The organism is Ralstonia sp. Ralssp135 (assembly GCF_047304345.1).
GTDB classification, from domain to species: domain Bacteria; phylum Pseudomonadota; class Gammaproteobacteria; order Burkholderiales; family Burkholderiaceae; genus Ralstonia; species Ralstonia chuxiongensis.
The window spans coordinates 92,592-111,425 of sequence record NZ_JBGLYZ010000001.1; the positions used below are offsets into that span (position 1 = coordinate 92,592).

The 18,834-nt window shown below is 63.9% G+C and carries 16 protein-coding genes and 1 pseudogene; 6 read left to right on the plus strand and 11 right to left on the minus strand.

Going from position 1 to position 18,834, the window contains the following annotated elements; translation table 11 throughout:
- Positions 1-36 precede the first annotated feature (36 nt).
- Positions 37-953, plus strand: a pseudogene (locus tag ACCD03_RS00415) (LysR substrate-binding domain-containing protein).
- 9 nt (positions 954-962) lie between these two features.
- On the opposite strand, the gene ACCD03_RS00420 reads toward ACCD03_RS00415, so the two are convergent.
- Entirely contained in the window at positions 963-1,871 is a 909-nt protein-coding gene (locus tag ACCD03_RS00420; protein ID WP_413410466.1) for an alpha/beta fold hydrolase, read from the minus strand.
- Positions 1,872-2,044: 173 nt separating this feature from the next.
- Complete coding sequence (locus ACCD03_RS00425) at positions 2,045-3,115, minus strand: NAD(P)H-dependent flavin oxidoreductase (protein ID WP_413410467.1); 1,071 nt, start codon at positions 3,113-3,115, stop codon at positions 2,045-2,047.
- A gap of 148 nt (positions 3,116-3,263) precedes the next feature.
- Here ACCD03_RS00425 and ACCD03_RS00430 point away from each other — a divergent pair, with 148 nt between their 5' ends.
- Complete coding sequence (locus ACCD03_RS00430) at positions 3,264-3,848, plus strand: CGNR zinc finger domain-containing protein (RefSeq protein WP_413410468.1); 585 nt, start codon at positions 3,264-3,266, stop codon at positions 3,846-3,848.
- 116 nt (positions 3,849-3,964) lie between these two features.
- Positions 3,965-4,729 (plus strand): SDR family NAD(P)-dependent oxidoreductase, encoded by a 765-nt coding sequence (locus ACCD03_RS00435; RefSeq protein ID WP_045205801.1) that lies wholly within the window; start codon positions 3,965-3,967, stop codon positions 4,727-4,729.
- Between the two features lie 328 nt (positions 4,730-5,057).
- Here the strand turns inward: ACCD03_RS00435 and ACCD03_RS00440 are convergent, their stop codons facing one another.
- From ACCD03_RS00440 to ACCD03_RS00455, 4 genes are all read right to left on the minus strand, one after another.
- Positions 5,058-6,455, minus strand: coding sequence for a M20/M25/M40 family metallo-hydrolase (locus ACCD03_RS00440; protein ID WP_413410469.1), 1,398 nt, complete (start codon positions 6,453-6,455; stop codon positions 5,058-5,060).
- A gap of 236 nt (positions 6,456-6,691) precedes the next feature.
- Positions 6,692-8,239: a methyl-accepting chemotaxis protein gene (locus tag ACCD03_RS00445; protein WP_413410470.1), complete on the minus strand. Its 1,548-nt coding sequence runs from the start codon at positions 8,237-8,239 to the stop codon at positions 6,692-6,694.
- Positions 8,240-8,444: 205 nt separating this feature from the next.
- On the minus strand, positions 8,445-9,851 hold the full coding sequence (locus ACCD03_RS00450) for an alkaline phosphatase family protein (protein ID WP_413410471.1): 1,407 nt from the start codon (positions 9,849-9,851) through the stop codon (positions 8,445-8,447).
- A 107-nt stretch (positions 9,852-9,958) separates the two neighbouring features.
- Entirely contained in the window at positions 9,959-11,218 is a 1,260-nt protein-coding gene (locus ACCD03_RS00455; protein ID WP_413410472.1) for an MFS transporter, read from the minus strand.
- An 89-nt stretch (positions 11,219-11,307) separates the two neighbouring features.
- Between ACCD03_RS00455 and ACCD03_RS00460 the strand changes: the two genes are divergently transcribed.
- From ACCD03_RS00460 to ACCD03_RS00470, 3 genes are all read left to right on the plus strand, one after another.
- On the plus strand, positions 11,308-12,270 hold the full coding sequence (locus ACCD03_RS00460) for a GlxA family transcriptional regulator (RefSeq protein WP_413410473.1): 963 nt from the start codon (positions 11,308-11,310) through the stop codon (positions 12,268-12,270).
- A gap of 64 nt (positions 12,271-12,334) precedes the next feature.
- Positions 12,335-13,000, plus strand: coding sequence for a glutathione S-transferase (locus ACCD03_RS00465; RefSeq protein WP_413410474.1), 666 nt, complete (start codon positions 12,335-12,337; stop codon positions 12,998-13,000).
- A gap of 32 nt (positions 13,001-13,032) precedes the next feature.
- Entirely contained in the window at positions 13,033-13,893 is an 861-nt protein-coding gene (locus ACCD03_RS00470; RefSeq protein WP_413410475.1) for a class I SAM-dependent methyltransferase, read from the plus strand.
- Positions 13,894-13,905: 12 nt separating this feature from the next.
- Here ACCD03_RS00470 and ACCD03_RS00475 read toward each other — a convergent pair whose 3' ends face one another.
- From ACCD03_RS00475 to ACCD03_RS00495, 5 genes are all read right to left on the minus strand, one after another.
- On the minus strand, positions 13,906-14,238 hold the full coding sequence (locus ACCD03_RS00475) for a hypothetical protein (RefSeq protein ID WP_024977499.1): 333 nt from the start codon (positions 14,236-14,238) through the stop codon (positions 13,906-13,908).
- Positions 14,239-14,357: 119 nt separating this feature from the next.
- Positions 14,358-14,723 (minus strand): response regulator, encoded by a 366-nt coding sequence (locus ACCD03_RS00480; protein ID WP_024977498.1) that lies wholly within the window; start codon positions 14,721-14,723, stop codon positions 14,358-14,360.
- A 29-nt stretch (positions 14,724-14,752) separates the two neighbouring features.
- Positions 14,753-15,286: a hypothetical protein gene (locus ACCD03_RS00485; protein WP_413410476.1), complete on the minus strand. Its 534-nt coding sequence runs from the start codon at positions 15,284-15,286 to the stop codon at positions 14,753-14,755.
- Between the two features lie 11 nt (positions 15,287-15,297).
- Positions 15,298-16,014, minus strand: coding sequence for a methyl-accepting chemotaxis protein (locus tag ACCD03_RS00490; RefSeq protein WP_316677391.1), 717 nt, complete (start codon positions 16,012-16,014; stop codon positions 15,298-15,300).
- Positions 16,014-18,398 (minus strand): HAMP domain-containing protein, encoded by a 2,385-nt coding sequence (locus tag ACCD03_RS00495; protein WP_413410477.1) that lies wholly within the window; start codon positions 18,396-18,398, stop codon positions 16,014-16,016. The genes ACCD03_RS00490 and ACCD03_RS00495 overlap by 1 nt, the downstream gene beginning before the upstream one ends.
- Positions 18,399-18,834: the final 436 nt, after the last annotated feature.

Here is an 18,834-nt window from a genome sequence, read left to right on the forward strand (position 1 = left end):
TGCTTCAATGCAGTTCGACCGCAACCCCGTACCAACATGAAGCGCTTCGACGACCTGTATCTCTTCACGCGCGTGGTGGAAGCCGGTGGCTTTTCCGCTGCCGAGCGTGCCACGGGCATCCCCAAGTCACGTCTGAGCCGGCGCATTGCCGAGCTGGAGGTGCAGCTCGGCACGCGGCTGCTGCAACGCTCAAGCCATCGCGTATCGGTCACGCCCGTGGGCGAAGCGGTGTACCGGCACGCGCGCGACATGGCTGATGCGTCGGCGGCCATTGAAGCGCTGGCCGGCGCAGCACGCAGCGAACCGGCCGGCGTGCTGCGCGTCGGCACGTCGCCTTTGCTGGCAGAAACGCTGGTGGCCGGCTGGCTGGCCGAATTTGCCGATGCGCATCCGAAGCTGCGCATCGAGCTGGACTTGTCCAACACCTACGTCGACCTGATCGAGCAGCGCATTGACGTGGCGATCCGCGCGGCCACGGGGCCGCTGCCCTCACGCGATGTGGTGGCGCGGCATCTGGTGGTCTCGCCGCGCGTGCTGGTGGCCAGCCCCGCATTGATTGCCCGTGTGGGTGAGCCCGACACGCCCGCCGCGCTGAAAATTTCCCGTGCCTGGGGCAAGGCTCGCTCGCCCGAAGCCGCGATTGGATATTGCAGGATGCACGCGGCCATCGGCTAGCGCTGCCGATTCGCCCTCGCTTTGCCAGCGATAACATCATCGCCCTGCGCGAAGCCGCCATCGCGGGGCTTGGCCTGGCCATCCTGCCGCAGCATTGCTGCCATGCGGCGCTTGGCAGTGGCCACCTGCGCACGGTGTTGCCGGGCTGGACACCCGAGCCGGCCGACCTGCACGCACTCTATCCATCGCGTGCAGGCGTGCCGCCTTCGGTGAAGGCGCTGGTGGCGTTCCTGCGCGAGCGCTTTGCCGCGGAAGCCACCATGCAACCGTTGACCTGAACCCGCGCGTTACTTCACCACGCGGCCAAGGAAGTCGAGCATGTGGGCACCAATTTCCGCATGGTGCGTCTCCAGCGCAAAGTGGCCGCTGTCGACAAAGTGGATCTCCGCATCGGGCAGGTCGCGCTTGAAGGCCTCCGCGCCGGGCGGAATGAAAATGGTGTCATTGCGCCCCCACACCGCCAGCAGCGGCGGGCGATGCGCGCGAAAGTACGCGTGCAGCGCCGGATACAGCGCCACGTTGCTCGCGTAATCCAGGAACAGATCCATCTGGATGTCGAGCTGGCCCGGGCGGCTCAGAAAATACTGGTCGAGCAGGTAGCCATCCGGTGCCACGCGCGTCGGGTCCGGCACGCCATTCAGGTATTGCCACTGGGTCATCTCATCTGAAACGATCGCATGCAACTCACGGCGATGCGCTTCGTCCGGATTGTCCCAATAGGCCTTGACTGGCGCCCACGGCCCCTCGCCCAGGCCTTCCTCATAGCCGTTGCCGTTTTGCGTGACGATGGCGCTGATGCGCTCCGGATGCGCCATCGCCAGACGCCAGCCGACCGGCGCGCCGTAGTCGAACACGTAGATTGCGTAACGCGACAGGCCGATCGCTTGCGTAAAGCCGTCGACCACGCGCGCCAGGTTGTCGAACGTGTAACGGAAGCCGCTCGGCACCTGCGTCAAGCCAAAGCCGGGAAAGTCCGGCGCCACCACGTGATAGCGCTCCGCCAACTGGGGGATCAGGTTGCGGAACATATGCGACGCGCTGGGAAAACCGTGCAGCAACAGCACGGTGGGCGCATCGGCTGGGCCAGCCTCCCGATAGAACACGCGCACACCTTCGACATCCACCGTGCGGTGGCGCACAGCGCTTGGGGCATACGCATCGACAGCCAGATCAACGGTTCGGGCAGGGGCGTTCATGGCAAAGCTCCGGATGGGTTTCGGGAAACAGCAGTGAAACCATCGTAACCTTTATAATTACTATTTACAAGTTACATGAAATTTTCCCATCGTTCGCATACCGATTTGTGATGTCAAACAAAACGGGCACGCCGTCTGGCGTGCCCGCGCGGGAAACGATGCAGCCGAAAAACTCAGGTGAGCCGCTCGAGCGCCTGGGCGGCAATGCGCCGCGTGATGGCTTCGGCCGAGTCTTCCGTGGCCAACTGGCCGGCCTGGCCCGACCACAGGTTGATGAAATCACCTGAGCCGGTCGGCTCCGTCTTGGCGCGCAGCGGCGCCAATGCACCACCAGCCGTGGGGAAGGCCGGGGCAAACGCGCTCATCGGGCCAATCTCACGCATCAGCCGGTTGACGATGCCACGCGCCGGGCGGCCGGTGAACAGGTTGGTGAGCGCGGTGTCGGCGTCCGTTGCCTGCTTGAGCGCCGCGCGATGAATGGCCGATGTCTTGGCCTCCGGCGACAACATATAGGCCGTGCCGATCTGCACCGCCGATGCCCCCAGCGCCAACGCCGCCACCACACCGCGCGCATCGCCAATGCCACCCGCCGCAATGATGGGCACCTTCACCGCATCCGCTATCTGCGGCACCAGCGCAAAGGTGCCGACCTGCGATTCGATCGTCTTGGCGAGGAACATGCCGCGATGGCCGCCCGCTTCGTTGCCCATGGCGATGATGGCGTCTACGCCGCGCGCTTCCAGCCAGCGCGCCTCTTCCACCGTGGTGGCGGCGGAGATGACCTTCGCCCCCGTGGCCTTCACGCGGGCCTGCAATTCCGGCGAGGGCAGGCCGAAGTGGAAACTCACCACCTCCGGCTTCAGTTCTTCCACCAGCGCGCAAGTCGCTTCATCGAATGGCGCACGGTTGACGGCCGGCGCTTGCGCGTTCAAGTCGATACCAAACTCGGCGTAGTACGGCGCCAGATGGGCGCGCCATTTGGCATCGCGCTCGGGATCTGACTGTGGCGGCGTGTGGCAGAAGAAGTTCAGGTTGATGGGTCCACGCACGGCCGCCCGAAACTGCTCGACCTGCTGGCGAATCTGCTCGACGCTGAGCATCGCGCACGGCAGCGAACCGAGGCCACCGCCGCGCGCCACGGCAATCGCCAGTTCCGCGCCAGCCACGCCGGCCATCGGCCCCAGCACGATGGGCACTTCGATATTGAACAACTCCAGCACGCGTGCGTCAGGCCATGCGCTCATGATCATCTCCGGCAAGAAACTTGGACGACACATGGTAATGCGGCGGGCTTTTCACCGGATTGACCCGTTGAAACGTGCATGCAACAAGTAACTGGAATAGAGCGTTAAATTGGTTACAATTACCTCACCATCTTTCTCGTAGACCGCCATGTCCTCACCTGCCGCCGCCCCCGCCGATGCGCCCCTGCTGATCGCCGACGACCCGGTCCTGGACATGCTCAACACCGTGGCCAACGTCAACGGCCAGCCGCACGATTTCTGGCAGAACGACGTCGATGTCTCCGATTGGCTGGTGCGCGCGGGCTGGCTCGCTGAGCCGGTGGCTGGCCGCTACCCGCCTGGCGTGCTGCTGGCCGTGGCGCGACACCTACGCGAGGTGATTCGCACCTTGGTGGAAGCACGCAAAGCGGGCCGTGCGGCCAGCGCCGATGCGCTCAACGTGTTCCTGCGGCAAGCGCCGAGCCATCCCGTGCTGGTATGGGAAGACGGCACCCCGCGCGTCGAACGCCTGCGCCCCGCCGATTCAGTCGAGCAGTGTCTGGCACCGCTGGCCGAAGCCGCCGCGCACCTGCTCGCCGAAGGCGATTTCCAGCTCGTGCGCGTGTGCGAACACCCGGAATGCACGCTTTGGTTTTACGACCGTACAAAGTCGCATAAGCGCCGCTGGTGCAGCATGGCAGTCTGCGGCAACCGCCACAAAGTGGCCGAATATCGCAAGCGCCAGCAGGGCTGACCGCAGCGTCGCTCGTTCCAACGCTGGAACGCCGCGTCGCGGCCAGACGGGCTGCGCATCAGATGGCGGGTTCGTAATCTGTTCTCCCGAAACTTTCACCGCCTCAGGAGAGCAGCATGTCTCAAACTCAATCCACACCCGCACAACGCCTCGCAGGTCGCACGGCTATCGTCACGGGAGGCTCTCGCGGCATTGGCGCGGCCGTTGCGCGTCGACTGGCCGCCGACGGCGCACGCGTGGCCGTGGTCTATCGCAGCAACGCCGCAGAAGCCGACGCCGTGATCAACGCCATCCGCAGCACCGGCGCACAAGCCATTGCCGTGCAGGCCGACGTAAGCGACGCACCGTCCGTCGATGCAATGGTGAGCACCGTGCGCGAGGCCTTCGGCGCCATCGACATCCTTGTCAACAACGCAGGCATCCTGGAAAACCGACCGGTGGGCAGCATCGATCTCGCATCGTTCGACGCGCAGTTTCGCACCAATGCCTTCTCGACAATTCTCGTGACGCAGGCGGTGCTGCCGCATGTGCCGACACGCGGCGGGCATATCGTGAACGTGTCGTCGAGCCTGGTGTACCGGCCCCGCGCAGGGCTGGCGGTGTATGCGGCAAGCAAGGCCGCCGTCAGCGCCCTCACCCACGCGTTTGCGGTCGAACTGGGCGCGCGCAACATCACCGTCAACGCCGTGGCACCCGCGCTCACGCGCACCGACATGACCGCCCCGATTCCCGATGAGGTGAAAGCACGCATGCGCGAATCGACCCCGATGGGCCGCCTGGCCGAACCAGACGACATCGCCGACGCCATCGCCTTCCTGGCCTCCGACGACGCCCGCTGGATCACCGGCCGCACGCTAATGACCGACGGCGGATTCATCTAACAACCCGCCTCTCCCACGGGCGCTGGGCCGAAACGCCAGCCCAGATACACAGAGGGTGTGGCCGTACCCTGCCCTAGATGGCGCCTTGGATTTTTGTCGCGGGGAGGAAAAAGAGGGGAGGCTGTCTGAGCGCAGCGAGTTTGCCTCCCCTCCCTCCCCGTGACACAAATCCAAGGGGAAGTCGCCATCTCGGGCGCGCCTTTCTTTGCTTACCTTTCTTTGGCAAGACAAAGAAAGTAAGTCGGCCCCGCCAGGGGCCGAAACCCAACAAGGAACCAATACCAACAAGCCGCGCCCGAAGAAAAACACGAGCGCAGCGTCCAACAATTTACTCAGCCAACTGCTTCACAAGCCGATAAAGAAACTCCCGCCCGTCATACAACCGCGTAATCTCGATACGCTCATCCAGACCATGCGTGCGCAAGTCAGCCGGCTCGGTAAACAGCCCCGACACGCCATACATCGGAATACCTGCATTGCGCATGAACCGGCTGTCGGTTGCGCCCGTGCTCATCGCCGGAATCACCGGCACATTCCACATCTGCTGCGTCAGCGCCTCCACCGTCTTCACCAGGTCGCCATTGAGCGGCGACGCGGGGCTTGCGAGCGGCTTGTTGACGTAGCGCACGCTGATCTTCTCGTTGCCGATCACCTGCTTCAACTGACGATCGATATCGGCCGGATCATCGTGCGGCAGGATGCGGCAATTGACGGTGGCCTTGGCCGATTGCGGCAGCGCATTCTCGGCATGGCCGGCATTGACCATCGTGGCCACGCAGGTGGTGCGCAACTGCGCGTTGTAGAACGGAATGGCCGAAAGCCGATCCATCGCAGCCTGGTCCGGCTTGCCGGTGCCGACCGAACGCATGTCGTCCGCCAGTTGCCCCGTGGCCAGCGGCGCGCTGCGTGCGAAGTAAGTCTGCGTCACGTCGGCCAGCTTGACGGGAAACTGATACGCGCCCAACCGATCCAGCGCGGCTGACAACGCATAGATCGGATTCGTCTTGGTCGGCACCGAGCTGTGGCCGCCCACGTCACGCACTTCCAGCTCGTACGTCGTGTACATCTTTTCGGCCACCTGAATGCGGTGAAGCACCGGCTTGCCGTTGCGCAGCTCGCCACCACCGCCTTCGTTGATGCCGAACTCCGCCTTTACCAGCTCGGGCTTGTTGTTGACGATCCAGTACGCGCCGTTGGTCGGCACATCGCCGCGCTCCTCGTCTGTGGTCAACGCCAGGATGATGTCGCGCGATGGCCTGAAGCCTTCCTGCTTAAGCTGCCCCAGCACCGACACGAAGGCCGAAGCCATCGCCTTGTCGTCAATCGCGCCACGCGCGGTGAAATAGCCGTCAGTCTCTTGCAGCGTGAAGGGGTCGGTCTTCCAGTCTTCGCGCTTGGCTTCCACCACGTCAATGTGGGCAAGCAACAGCATCGGCTTCTTGGCGCCGCTGCCCTTGAAGCGCAGCATCAGGTTGCCCTTTTTCGGGAAGGGCTCAAGCACCTGCATGTCGGCAGCGGTAAAACCTGCATCGCGCAGGCGCTTTTCCATCGCATGCGCGGCCTTGGTGGTGTCACCCGCCGAATGCGTCGTGTTGATCTCCACCAGCTCTTTGTAGATGTCGTGATAGCGCTGCTGCTCGGGCGTGAGCGTGGTGGGCGCGGGTTTGCTGGCGGGGATGGTCTGGGCGAAGGTGCCGGCGCTGCATGCCAACACAGCTGCAGACACCAAGGCGCGAACGGGAACATGACGACACTGGAAACGCACGACACCTCCGAATAATCGTTATGTGAACCGGCTCATGGCTCGTATCGAGCGGCTCGGGGGGGGGGGGCGTAGCAAAACCATGAGCGGTTTCTGAGTGCACCGCATAAAACAAAACGGGGCCGACCCGAAGGCCGACCCCGCAGTGTAGCGCCACGGCAGCCATTTCGCTGCTAGGGCAACCTATCAGGAAGCATGCTTTACATCGCCACGCGAAACACCGCCACAGCGCGGCGCAGCTCGTCCGCCTGTTCTTCCAGTGCCTGCGCAGCGGCCGCGGCCTGCTCGACCAGCGCGGCGTTCTGCTGCGTCACGTCGTCCATCTGCGTGACGGCTTCGTTGATCTGCTCGATGCCGGTGCTTTGCTCAGCCGAGCCCGCGCTGATCTCGCCCATGATGTCGGTCACGCGCTTCACGGCCACAACGATTTCTTCCATCGTCTTGCCTGCACGCGCCACCAACGTCGAGCCCGATTCCACACGCGTGGCGGAATCCTCGATCAACGATTTGATCTCCTTGGCGGCAGCCGCGCTGCGCTGCGCCAGCGTGCGCACTTCACCGGCCACCACCGCAAAACCGCGGCCCTGTTCGCCGGCACGCGCGGCTTCCACTGCAGCGTTGAGCGCCAGGATGTTGGTCTGGAACGCAATGCCTTCGATCACGGCGATGATGTCGGTGATCTTGCGCGACGATTCGCTGATCTCGCCCATGGTGGTCACCACGTCTTGCACCACGGCGCCGCCCTGCACGGCAATCTCGGAGGCGCTTACCGCCAGCGTGCTGGCCTGACGCGCGTTGTCGGCGTTCTGCTTCACGATGCTCGTGAGCTCTTCCATGCTTGATGCGGTTTCTTCGAGCGAGCTGGCCTGTTCTTCGGTGCGCTGCGACAGATTGGTGTTGCCCGCTGCAATCTGCTGGGTGGCCGATGCGATCGACTCGCTGCCGCGACGCACCGTCACCACGGTCTCCTTCAGCTTGGCTTGCATCTGCTGCAGGCCTTCCATCAGCAAGCCCATCTCGTCACGCGATTGGATGCGTACGTTGGTGGTCAGGTTGCCGCCCGAGATCTCATGGAAGTGCACCAGCATCTCTGCGAGCGGGCGCGAGATCGCGCGCGACAGCACCAGGTAGCAGGCGGCAGCCAGCGCGATGCCCACGGCGATCACGATGATGAACGCCCACACCAGACCGTCGAAGAACGACTGCGCCCTGCTGTAAGCCGACGCGGCAATCTCTGCTTGAATGGCGTTCAGACGATCGGCCTTGATGGCGTACGGGACGAACAGCTCGTACAGCTTGTCGAGCACCAGCGGGCGCGCGGCAGCGTAGTCGTGGCGGTCGAACGCCGCCAGAGTGGGCTTCAGACCATCGTTGAAGAACGCATCGCGCAGGCGCTTGGCCTCGCCAGCGGTCTGCTCTTCCTCGGGCGTTGCAAACGGCAGGGCGCTGTAGGCATTCCAACCGTCATCGCTTGCCTTGACCTGTTCGCGGGCGGCCTTCACCAAGTCGGCGATCTTCGCGTCGTCCGTTTCATAGACGGCCCGATCCAACGCCGTACGGACTTGCACCAGCCTCGAAATGGCCTGACCCAGCGCACGTGTGGATGCGAGCTGATTCGAATAGGTTTCCTTTAGCGCGTTGTTGGAACGCATGTTGCCGTACAACCCCAGGGCGCCGACGCCCGCCAGGAATACAGCCAGAACAAACAGGACCAGCGCCAGCCGGGCCTTGATGGAGAGCGTCTTCATATCTGCCGTGGATTGCTAAGAACAAAACGTCGCGACCCCAGACGGGGCGCCGAATTTAGCGAAACTAACGACAGGTACTCAGCGTTCTTTAATCAATATGTCCGGGTTTGCACTGAATATACGGCGCGTACCGCACTTAGTTAAACGCGCTTCATACGCGGCGCGTCCATGCGTTCAACGGGTGAAACATTCGCTGCTTTCACGCTCATTGCCCGGCGTGTGGCAAATCCATCGACGCCAGCACATCCTTGATGTGCTGCGCGGCCTGCTGGGCATTCTGCGCGGCGGGCACGGGCGGCTGTTGATCGGTCGACAGGTTGCGCACGTGGTCATCAATGCTGATGCCGGTGCCAAGTGGCGCGAGCATCGCCGCCGATTCGTGCATGGCCCATTGGAAGTCATTGAGCGGCGCGTTGCGGGCGGCCTGCAAACCAGCGGGGTTCGCTGCCATGGCGCGGGCGGCGACTGGGTCGCGGTTGTCGTCCGGCGCACTCAATTCCAAGACCTGCCCCAGGTCGGGTGCGCTGGCATCGCGGGCAGTGAGCGGCGTCCGGATGTTGTAGCGCATGCGCAGCGTCTTGATGATCGCGGTGTGGTCGTACGGCTGCGCCACGGTCGAGCGGAAGATGGTGCCTTTGGGAATCCACGGTGACACCACCACCGCCGGCACGCGCACGCCCAGCCGGTCGAACGCGAAAAGCTGCCCGGGTTGCGGCGGGCTGGGCGGCACCACGGCGGGCGGCGGCACGTGGTCGAAACAGCCACCGTGCTCGTCGAAGGTGATGACGAGCATGGTCTGGTGCCACTGCGGCGAACTGCGCAGCGCGTTGTACACCTGGGCGACGAGTGCATCGCCGTAGCCGACGTCGTGCGGCGGATGCATATCGTTGGGCCAATCCAGATCGGCAAAGTAGCGGGGCTCGATAAAGCTGTACGAGGGCAGCTTGCCGCTGGACGCATCGTCGAGAAAATCGTCAAACAGGTGGAAGTGGTCCAGATGCAGCCACAGCCGCGTGAGCGTGAGCGACTGCGCGAAGTCGTGGTAATAGACTGCCCAATCGTCGGGCGCCGCGCCGTCGAGCACATTGAACAGCGTCGGCATGAGATACGGAAAGTGCACCGGCGAGTTGTTCGGATAACCGTGCGCGGAACCGGTGTGCACAAAGAACCGGTTGGGCCACGTCTGGCACGGCGCCGAGGCAAACCACGCATCGCACACGGCATAGTTACGCGCCAGCGTGCTGAGTGCAGGCACCTGGTCCGACGTGAAGAAATGCATGATGTCGCGCGGGTCGCCACCGTTCTTGGCGTAGTTGGTGGTGAAACCCTGCATGGTGGGCGTCTGCCCCAGCGGCATCTGCTGGCCGAAGAGCTGCTGGTTGATGTCGGTGAACAGCTCGCCCGGGTCGGGGTTGGGCAGCGTCATCACGTTGGGCGGCGCGGGCGTCGTCCACACGCGGATGGGCTGGCCGCCGCCGTCGGGATTGGTCTCTTCGCCCGACAGGCCGTCGAACTCCGCGCTCTTTGAATACAGCGTGCCGAACAGGTTGTCGAACGACCGGTTCTCCAACATCAGCACAACTACGTGCTCGATTACATCCAGGCCTGGCATGGTGGCCCCCTCGTTTCGTTTTCGTTGCTTCGTCTTGCGGGCCCGCGCGGGGCGGCGCCCTGCGGGTCACTATAGGAAGAAACGAGGGGGATTGGCGTGGCGCGCGCCTACCGACGGTCCGCCGGCAGCACACGCCACGCAATCAGTGCGCTGCCCGCTGTCACCAGCCACACCACGGGCCATGACGACCACGCCAGCACCTGCGGCAGGCACAGCGACGTGAGCCCGAGCGCCGCAAACGCGCCCGTGTTGCCCAGACCCAGCGCCGTGCCAGCACGCTGCGCACCGGCCAAGGTGGCCAGTTCGGTATAGCCCACGCCATGCCACGCCGATACGCAGATGCCGCCCGCCACCACAGCCGCCACCAGCGCGACGCGCATGACCGACAGATCAATCGACAGCGCCGACGTCATCCACGCCACCCCGGCCAGCACGACAAACAGCACGACGCTCAACCGCGCGCAGGTAAGCAGATAGGCGCGGCGATTGCCGTGACGGTCGGTCCAGCGGCCGCTCCACACGCGCATGACGGCCGCCCCGCCCTGCACCGCTGCCATGGTCAGGCTGAGCGTGAGCACATTGGCGTGCGCAAAGTCGCGCAGGAACACCGTGGCAAAAGCGACGACCGCGCCTTGCGGTACGCACAGCAGCCCAATGGCCAAGGCCATGCGCAACAGCGTCGGATCGCGCAGCGGCCCCGTGCCGCCAGGCGCCGCAGTGCGTGCTGCCACATTCACCGTATCCGGCGCGTCATGCACCCACAGCCACGTCAGCGCCGCAGTCAACGCACACGCCACCGCCAGCACGCCATACACGGCGGCAAACCCGGCGTGCGCGGCCAGGCTCGGCAGCACCAGCGCGCCAATGCCGCCGCCCAGCGGAACGGCGGTCTGGCGGATGCTCATGGCAAGCCCCCGCTCGCCTTCGCGAAACCAGCCCATGACGGCGCGCCCGCTTGATCCGTTCACGCTGCCACCCAAGAGGCCGACGCTCAGCATGCCGCCCACCAGCCACGCCAGCGGCGGCGCGTGGCCATGCAGCGGCGCCACGCAACATGCCATCACGAACAGCGCCAGCGCGGTCAGCCCAAGCCCCGTCAGCAGCACCGTGCGGTCGCCCCAGCGGTCGGTCAGCAAACCCCACGGCAACTCGCTGATAGCGATGCCCAGCCCCAACGCGCCCAGTGCCACGCCCAGTTCGGCATTGCCCAGGTGATACGCCGAGCGAATGAACACGGCCGTTGTCGGGATGCCTGAAAACGCGGCCGAAAAGCTCGCATTGGCCGCCACTCCCACGCCCAGCACCTTCCAGCGGTGATGGCGCGACATGGGCGTCGAAGTGGCCGGTAAGCACATCGCGGTTGTCATGATCGTTTCTCCAGAAATGCGTTTGACAGCAGCAGTCTGGCGGAGCAACATCAGGCCTAAATGACGTTAATCCCTCATTTCAAGACATCATGCGCAGAATCGGCTTTTTGGTGTTTCCGGGCTGCAGCCTGCTCGATTTCACTGGCCCGCTGACGGCCTTTGACGTGGCGAACCGGCTCGCGCCGCAGCCGGCATATCGCATCGACGTGCTGTCCGAAAGCGGCACGCTGGTGCAGAGCGCGCCCGGCCTCGTCATGCAGACGCGGGGCCTGGACGATCCGGTCTTCGATACGTTGATCATCTCGGGCGGCAACGGCCCGCGCGAAGACGCGTTCTCGCCCCGGCTGATCGCCTTCGTGCGGGAAGCGGCGGAGCATTCACGGCGCATGACGAGCGTGTGCTCCGGCGCCTTTGCGCTGGCGGCGGCGGGCCTGCTTGATGGCCGCCGCGCAACCACGCACTGGCGCATGGCGGCGCTGCTGCAGCGGCGCTATCCGCGCGTGCAGGTGCAGAGCGACCACATCTTCATCCACGACGGGCCGGTCTGGACGTCGGCCGGCATCTCGTCGGGCATCGACCTGGCGCTGGCGCTCATTGAGGAAGACCTGGGCGTCGACGTGTCTCGCGCCGTGGCCCGCGAGCTGGTGGTCTACCACCGGCGGCCCGGCGGGCAATCGCAGTTCTCGACCTTGCTGGAGCTGGACCCGGCATCGAGCCGCATTGCACGTGCGCTGGGCTATGCGCGCGAACACCTGCATGAAGCGCTGGACGTCGACCGCCTGGCCGAAGTCGCCCACCTGAGCCGCCGGCAGTTCGACCGCGCCTTTGTGGCCGAGACCGGCCAGACGCCGGCCAAGGCCATCGAAAAGCTCCGTGCAGAAATCGCCCGGCCGCGCGTGGAAGCCGGTGATGAATCGCTGGAACAGGTCGCGCGCGCCGTGGGCTTTGCCGATCCGGAACGCATGCGGCGCGCGTTCATCCGCGTGTTCGGGCAGCCGCCGCAATCGGTGCGGCGCTCCGGGCGGTCAGGGCACACACGGCTGGTGGCCTAACACGCCGCGCCAATGCATCCGCTACCCTGGCGCACCTGAAATCCGTAGCCTCGAATTCGCACCGATGTCCGACAATCAAGACCTGCCCCTGCTCTACAGCTATCGCCGCTGCCCCTACGCCATGCGTGCGCGCCTGGCGATGCTGCAGGCCAATCGACGCTTCCAGACGTTTGAGATCGTCATGCGCGACAAGCCTGCCGAACTGCTGGCGCTGTCTCCCAAGGGCACCGTTCCTGTCTTGCATCTGACAGAGGGCGGCGTGCTGGAAGAGAGCCTCGACATCATGCGCTGGGCCTTCGAGGCAAACGACACGGATGGCTGGTGGCGCCGGGCGCAATCCGACGACAACCTCGCCCTGCTGCGCACCAACGACGGCGAGTTCAAACGCCAGCTCGATCGCTACAAATATCCCGACCGCTATCCGCAGGAGGCCACGCCGCGCGAGACGGCCCGTGCCCTGGCAACAGAAACCCTGCTGATACCGCTGGAATCACGCTTGCTGGATCAACGCTATCTTGGCGGCTCGACGCCGTGCGCGACCGATCTGGCGATCCTCCCGTTCGTGCGGCAGTTTGCAGCGGTGGAGCCGGACTGGTTTGCCGTTCAACCTTTGCCGGCAGTGCAGGCCTGGCTTGCCGAGTGGCTCGGCAGCCGCCTGTTCGAGGTCTGCATGACGAAGCAGCCCGTGCAGGCCGTTGCCGTGTTTCCGGAGTATCAGCATCCCAATTGATCGACTGATCCATCGATGGAGGCGTGTGTGCGATGAACGAACCACAAACTGCATCCCCCGACAGCACAGCAGCGCGCGTCGCGTTGTGGCGCGCCTTGCATGTGCACAACGATGCACCGCCGCACGTGCTGGAAGACGAGGTGGGCTTGAAGTTGCTGGCCCCGGAACCCGGCTGGCGAAAACGCGGTGACATGGATCCGCAGTTCACGCGTCCGTTTCGTGCGTCCATCGTGGCGCGTGCACGCTTTATCGAAGACCTCGTCATCGAGCAAGCAGCCCGCGGTTTGAGCCAGTACGTGATTCTCGGGGCGGGGCTGGACAGCTTTGCGCAACGCCGGCCGGATGTGGCGGCAGGCATGACGGTGTTTGAGGTCGATCAGCCGGGCCCGCAGGCCTGGAAGCGCCAACGCCTGGAAGAACTCGGCTTTGGCGTTCCGCAGTGGCTGCGCTTCGTGCCGGTGGATTTTGAGGCGCGCGAATCCTGGCAGGATGCGCTGGTCGCGGCCGGGTTTGATAAGGGCAGGCCGGCCATTGTGGTGTCCACGGGCGTGAGCATGTATCTGTCGAAGGAAGCGAATGCGGCCACGCTGCGGCAGGTGGCGTCGCTTGCGACGGGCTCGATGCTGGCGATGACGTTCCTGCTGCCGCTGGAGATGGCGGACCCGGACGTCCGGCCTGGCCTTGAGATGGCGGAGAAAGGTGCACGCGCGAGCGGCACGCCGTTCATCAGCTTCTTCACGCCGCCCGAAATACTCGCACTGGCCCGCGAAAGCGGCTTTCGCGATGCCCAGCACATTTCAGCAGACATGTTGACGGGGCGCTATTTCTCCGGCCGCGCCGATGGGCTGCGCCCGCCGCGCAATGCCGAAGAGCTGCTCGTGGCGACGGTCTAGCCGTACGCGCGTCTACCGCTCGCGCAGCGGCCCGGGCAACGCCTTCAGGCCAATCCACAACACACCGATGACCACGTTGACGGGCACGCTCAACGCGCTGGGCACGTAGAACAGTACCGACAGGCCCGGCGTGTTGAGCCCCAGCTCCAACACGCCGCCCAGTGCGTAGAAAAGCAACCCGCACCAGAGCCAGCGACGCATATAAGCGAGCAACCAGTGCGCATGCGCCTGGTTGAAACGCCACGCGGCAGACCGTTCAAACAGGTTGCCGCGGCTGGCATCTTTGAACAGCCAGCCGAAGAAGAAGTAGCGGTACAGCAGCGTGCGAAAGGCGAGTTCTTGCATGATGGCTCCCTCGGCCAAACCAGCCTTCAAGCGAGCAAGTTTGGCTCCAAAATCGCGCGGGCGCCATGCCCTCCAGCGCCGGGTTGATCATGAAGCACCCGGCCGTGCCGCCCCGCCTTTCAGCTCGCCAGCTTCTTGAAGGTCTCCAGCACTGCGTCGCCCTTGAACGGCTTGACGATCCAGCCCTTTACCCCGGCGGCCTTGCCACGGTCTTTCATGGCAGGGCTGCTTTCGGTGGTAAGCATGATGACGTTGACCGTCTTGTTGCCTAGCTCGCCGCGCACCTTTTCAACCATGGTCAGGCCGTCCATGTTGGGCATGTTCACATCGCTGATGACGAGTCTGACGCCGGGGTTGGCCTTGATCTTGGCCAGGCCGTCCTTGCCGTCCACGGCGGTGTCCACCGCCAGACCGTGCTTCTTCAGAAAGCCGGCCACCTCATCGCGGACGGTGCTCGAATCGTCGACAACCAGAATCTTGCTCATGACGCTTTCCTCGTTCTCAATCTTTCCAATCAAAACAATTCCAACTCACCGCCGGATTCCACTTCGTCGCTCACATCGGCCACGAAGTCCAGCGGGGCATGGGCACACACGCACACGGTGGCATCCACGCGCACCGTGTCGTTGATGGTGACCGCGTAGGCGGCCACGTAACCGGGCTTGAGCACGTCCAGATACGGCAGGCAGCGTGCGCTCACCACATAAGGCGTGGACATGCCAAGGTCGGGAAACACCTGCAGCAGCTCCTGGTTCAGCGCGCCGCAGCACAGGTTGCCGATTTCCAGGCGCGCTTCTTCAAAAGAACGCCCCGTGCCTTCACCAGTGAAGTAGGCGCGCGTGGCGTCGGAGTCATCAAAGCGCAACACCAGCAGCAGGCGGAAGGCGATGGACGAGATGGTGAGGATCAAGGCCTCCTCACCGCTGAGTGCGTCGCCTTCGGCAGCGGTGCCGATATGGCAGGTGTCTTCCGGCCGCCGCGCAAGCCGCGTGCGAGCGGCCTTGCGGAAAATACGATCGAAACTCTCTTGTGCGTTGCTGCGGATCACGTCAAACCTGCCTAGTGAAGCTGGTGTTGAAACTGGCTCGCCAGCGCCTCGACGCTCGACAGCGACGCTGTGATCATCTTGCCGCCCGCCTGGATGTCCTGGAACGTGGCGGTTGTAGTCAGATCGTTCAGGTGCAGGCTGTTGCGGTAGCTCTTCGACAGTTCTTCCGAACGCGCAGCCAACGCGCGCACTTCGCTGGCCACCACGGCAAAACCCCGGCCCGCCGTGCCCGCACGCGCCGCCTCGATGGATGCATTGAGCGAGACGATCACGACATGCCGCACGATGGATTGCAGCTCCTGGTTCTTCGCGTGCATATCGTGGTTCTGCTCCATGAGCGAGATCATCTGCTCATGCCAGCGCTCGAACGTCAGTGCCAGGCCGCGCAGGCGCGCCGCTTCTTCGGCAATCTTCGCGGCGCGGCTCGCCCACTGTTCCTTCGCGGCCGTGGCCGACTGCAGTTCGGTACGCAGTTGCTCGATGACTTCCAGCTGATCGGCAGCGGCATCACGCATCTGGGCAACGGTGGTTTCCAGCGCGGCAACTTCGCGCCCGCCCGTTTCCACCAGCGCGGCGTGCCTCGCAAGATCAGCCGACAGATCGGCGACACGGCGATCGGCCTCGCCCAAGGTGCGCGCCATCGCATTCACTTTCCGCTGGCGGATCAGCCACATCAGCACGCCGGCGACCAAGCCTCCAGTCATCACGGCCAGAACAATCGCCCCCATCACGATGCTTCCTTATCCAGATCCATGCGCGCTGCCCGTTGCGCGCCGAGCGCAGCGTTCACGCTGTCGACCGCGAGCCGTTCAGGCAGGCACACCACCGTCTGGAACTGGCGAAACGCGGCGCCCTTGTTGTCGTCGGTAAAGCGCAGTTCGATGCGGCCATGCTCGCGCTTGAGGAACTCCAGCACGGCGTCCATGCCGACCCCGCGTCCGGACACTTCTGTCACCTTGTCGGCGGTCGAGAAGCCCGGGCGGAAGATGCACTGCGCGATATCTTCGTCGGTCGCGTGTTGGTCTGCGCCGATCCAGCCGCGCTCCATGGCGATACTGCGGATGCGGTCGAGCGCAAGACCCCGGCCGTCGTCGCACAGCGTGATCTGGAGCATGCCCTGGTCAACGCCCACGTCGATGTCGATCGTGCCGGCAGACGGCTTGCCGTGCGCCAGGCGTTCGGCGGCGGGTTCGATGCCGTGGTCGATGGAGTTGCGCAGCAGGTGCATGAACACGTTCTGCAGGATGCCGCGCGCCTCGCTGCGCACGCGGTAGCCGTTGTCGTCGATGCGCACGGCCACAGGCTCCTTGCCCAGTTCTTGCGCCAGCGACGGCAGCGATTGCAACGCGCCGGACAACAGCGCGTCCACCGTCTCGCTGCCCAAGAGGCGCAGCTGCTCATAAATGGAATCGCGCATCGCAACCAGTTCGTGCAGGCTGCCTGGATTGGCTGACTCCAGCAGGCGCAGGCTTTCCTGAATGCGTGCCATCACATCGGGGGCGACTTGCGTGGCATGGCCTGACACTGCATCGCCCTTGCGGCCCAGCTTCACCTCGTTGATGCGGGCGTAGTTTTCGATGGCCTCGCGCACACGCGTCAGCTCTTCCATCAGCCAGTCCTGATCCCACGTGTGTTCGGTGTCCGGTTCGCGCAGCGCGTGGTAGGTCTGCTCGGTCTCGTGCACCACGTTGGTCAGATGCTGCAGGTTGTACGTGCGCGCATTGCCTTTGATGGTGTGCATGTTGCGGAACAGCGCCGCAATGGCCGCGCTGTCCGCCTGCGAATACTGACGGATGATCCGCTCGTTCTCGTGCACAAAGGTCGTGGAGCTGTCGATGAAGTGCTGGAACTTCTCCTGGCTCACCGCCAGGATCTCGCCAATCATCTCCAGGTTGCGGCGCTGCTCGCTGGCCTCGGCGGCCAACTTGCGCAGCTCGGTCACGTCGCGCACGCACAGCATCAGGCGCAGGATCGTGTCGCTCTCGTCGGTAATGGCCGACCACGACAAATCGAGCGTCTTCACGCGTCCGTCCGGCATGCGCTTTTCCACCTCGCTTACAAGCAGATGCTGGTTGAACGCGAAGTTGATGATGTCCTGCCCCAGGCATGCATCGACCGCCGCTTCCACCTGCGACAGCGCATCGGCGCCAAGGCTGGTATCGGCAAAGATCAGCTCCATCAACTTGCAGCCGGCAATCTCCTGCGTCTCGAAAATCGATTCGAGGTAGATCGAGTATTCCTCGTGCACCACGCCGCCATCGACCACGGTCAGGATGCCCTGCTGCATGTTCTGCAGCATCGCCTGGATGTCGGCCGTCTTCTGCTTGAGCAGCGCGGCGTTCTCCTGGATCTTCTCGATCATCTGGTTGAACGCGACGACCGAGTGGCCGATCTCGTCCATGCGGCCCACAGGCACACGGCGCGTGAAATCCTGGCTGGTGGCGATCTCGCTCATCTCGGCCTGCATGCGCGTGAGCGGGCGGGTGATCTGGCGATACAGCAGCATGCCGACAACGGTCAGCAGCACGATGGCCACGCCGCTCACCACGCCAATGGTGGTGGCTGTGCTCGCAAGCTTGCCGTTCAGGCCGGCAATGGCTTCGTCCTTCTCACGGTTTTTCTCGATGCGCAGCGTCTCGACAATCTTTTCCAGCACATCGCGGTAGCTGGCCACGTTGGCAAACAAGAAGGCCTGTGCCAGTTCATCCTTGCCCGCGAGCTTCATGTCGGTGGTCTGCTGGATGGCCTCGACGTAGCTGTCCACGCTTTCCTTGGCCTGCGCAACCAGGCCTTCCTGCGCGTGGCTGTTGGCGCGCTTGGCTTGCACGTCCAACGCAGCGCGCAGCGCCGCTTCCTTGGCTTTCAAGTCTTCCCTGGCCTGCGCGACGATGTTGCCGTCAGGGGCATACACCAGCACCATCGTCGCAAGCTGGACATCCTTGACGAGCGATACGAGGTCAGCCGATGCCAGCGCGCTCGGCACCACGCCCTCCGTCACCTGGCGGACTTCTGCCGCGCTGCCGCGGGTCTGGTAGACCGCGTATCCGCCGATGGCCGCCAGCGCGGCAAACATCAGCACCACCAGCAATGTAATGCGATGACGAATGGTCATTTGAAATTCTCTCAATTCAGTCACCCCCTGAAAGGGGGGATTCCTCAATATGTTTTCCTGAACATCGGAGGCGCAATTATTAAAGTCGAAAGATGACCAATCGATGACCGTCGCATCAACCATCTGGACATTGCGGTATTGAATTTCCGTGCGCAGGCATTGCGCCGCATACCCGCGCTGCACTTGGATTCCCGGCGAAATCGTTTGACATCCCCACTCAAGTAGGGGAATTGCACGAAATCGCTAAAGTTATTTTTCTCATCGCCGTTAACTCAGCGCCGTCTTATTTTCTTTTTTATTTCTCGCATTATTTTTTCGCCTCGATTCCAAAAGCAGAAAAAGGCGTTTCTCAGTGTCCCGGCGCTGAGCCTGATGGCGTATCTCGCCCACCGTTGCCAAGTGGCTACCGGCCCATGTTCCTGCCAGAATGGTTTGC

Bases quoted from the DNA above. Each gene is read 5' to 3' on its own strand.
- ACCD03_RS00475 (WP_024977499.1), bottom strand. From the start codon at position 14,238: ATGCAAGAACTCGCCTTTCGCACGCTGCTGTACCGCTACTTCTTCTTC.
- ACCD03_RS00470 (WP_413410475.1), top strand. From the start codon at position 13,033: ATGAACGAACCACAAACTGCATCCCCCGACAGCACAGCAGCGCGCGTC.
- ACCD03_RS00435 (WP_045205801.1), top strand. From the start codon at position 3,965: ATGTCTCAAACTCAATCCACACCCGCACAACGCCTCGCAGGTCGCACG.
- ACCD03_RS00460 (WP_413410473.1), top strand. From the start codon at position 11,308: ATGCGCAGAATCGGCTTTTTGGTGTTTCCGGGCTGCAGCCTGCTCGAT.
- ACCD03_RS00450 (WP_413410471.1), bottom strand. From the start codon at position 9,851: ATGCCAGGCCTGGATGTAATCGAGCACGTAGTTGTGCTGATGTTGGAG.
- ACCD03_RS00465 (WP_413410474.1), top strand. From the start codon at position 12,335: ATGTCCGACAATCAAGACCTGCCCCTGCTCTACAGCTATCGCCGCTGC.
- ACCD03_RS00480 (WP_024977498.1), bottom strand. From the start codon at position 14,723: ATGAGCAAGATTCTGGTTGTCGACGATTCGAGCACCGTCCGCGATGAG.
- ACCD03_RS00445 (WP_413410470.1), bottom strand. From the start codon at position 8,239: ATGAAGACGCTCTCCATCAAGGCCCGGCTGGCGCTGGTCCTGTTTGTT.
- ACCD03_RS00455 (WP_413410472.1), bottom strand. From the start codon at position 11,218: ATGACAACCGCGATGTGCTTACCGGCCACTTCGACGCCCATGTCGCGC.
- ACCD03_RS00495 (WP_413410477.1), bottom strand. From the start codon at position 18,398: ATGACCATTCGTCATCGCATTACATTGCTGGTGGTGCTGATGTTTGCC.
- ACCD03_RS00420 (WP_413410466.1), bottom strand. From the start codon at position 1,871: ATGAACGCCCCTGCCCGAACCGTTGATCTGGCTGTCGATGCGTATGCC.
- ACCD03_RS00425 (WP_413410467.1), bottom strand. From the start codon at position 3,115: ATGAGCGCATGGCCTGACGCACGCGTGCTGGAGTTGTTCAATATCGAA.
- ACCD03_RS00430 (WP_413410468.1), top strand. From the start codon at position 3,264: ATGTCCTCACCTGCCGCCGCCCCCGCCGATGCGCCCCTGCTGATCGCC.
- ACCD03_RS00490 (WP_316677391.1), bottom strand. From the start codon at position 16,014: ATGGGGGCGATTGTTCTGGCCGTGATGACTGGAGGCTTGGTCGCCGGC.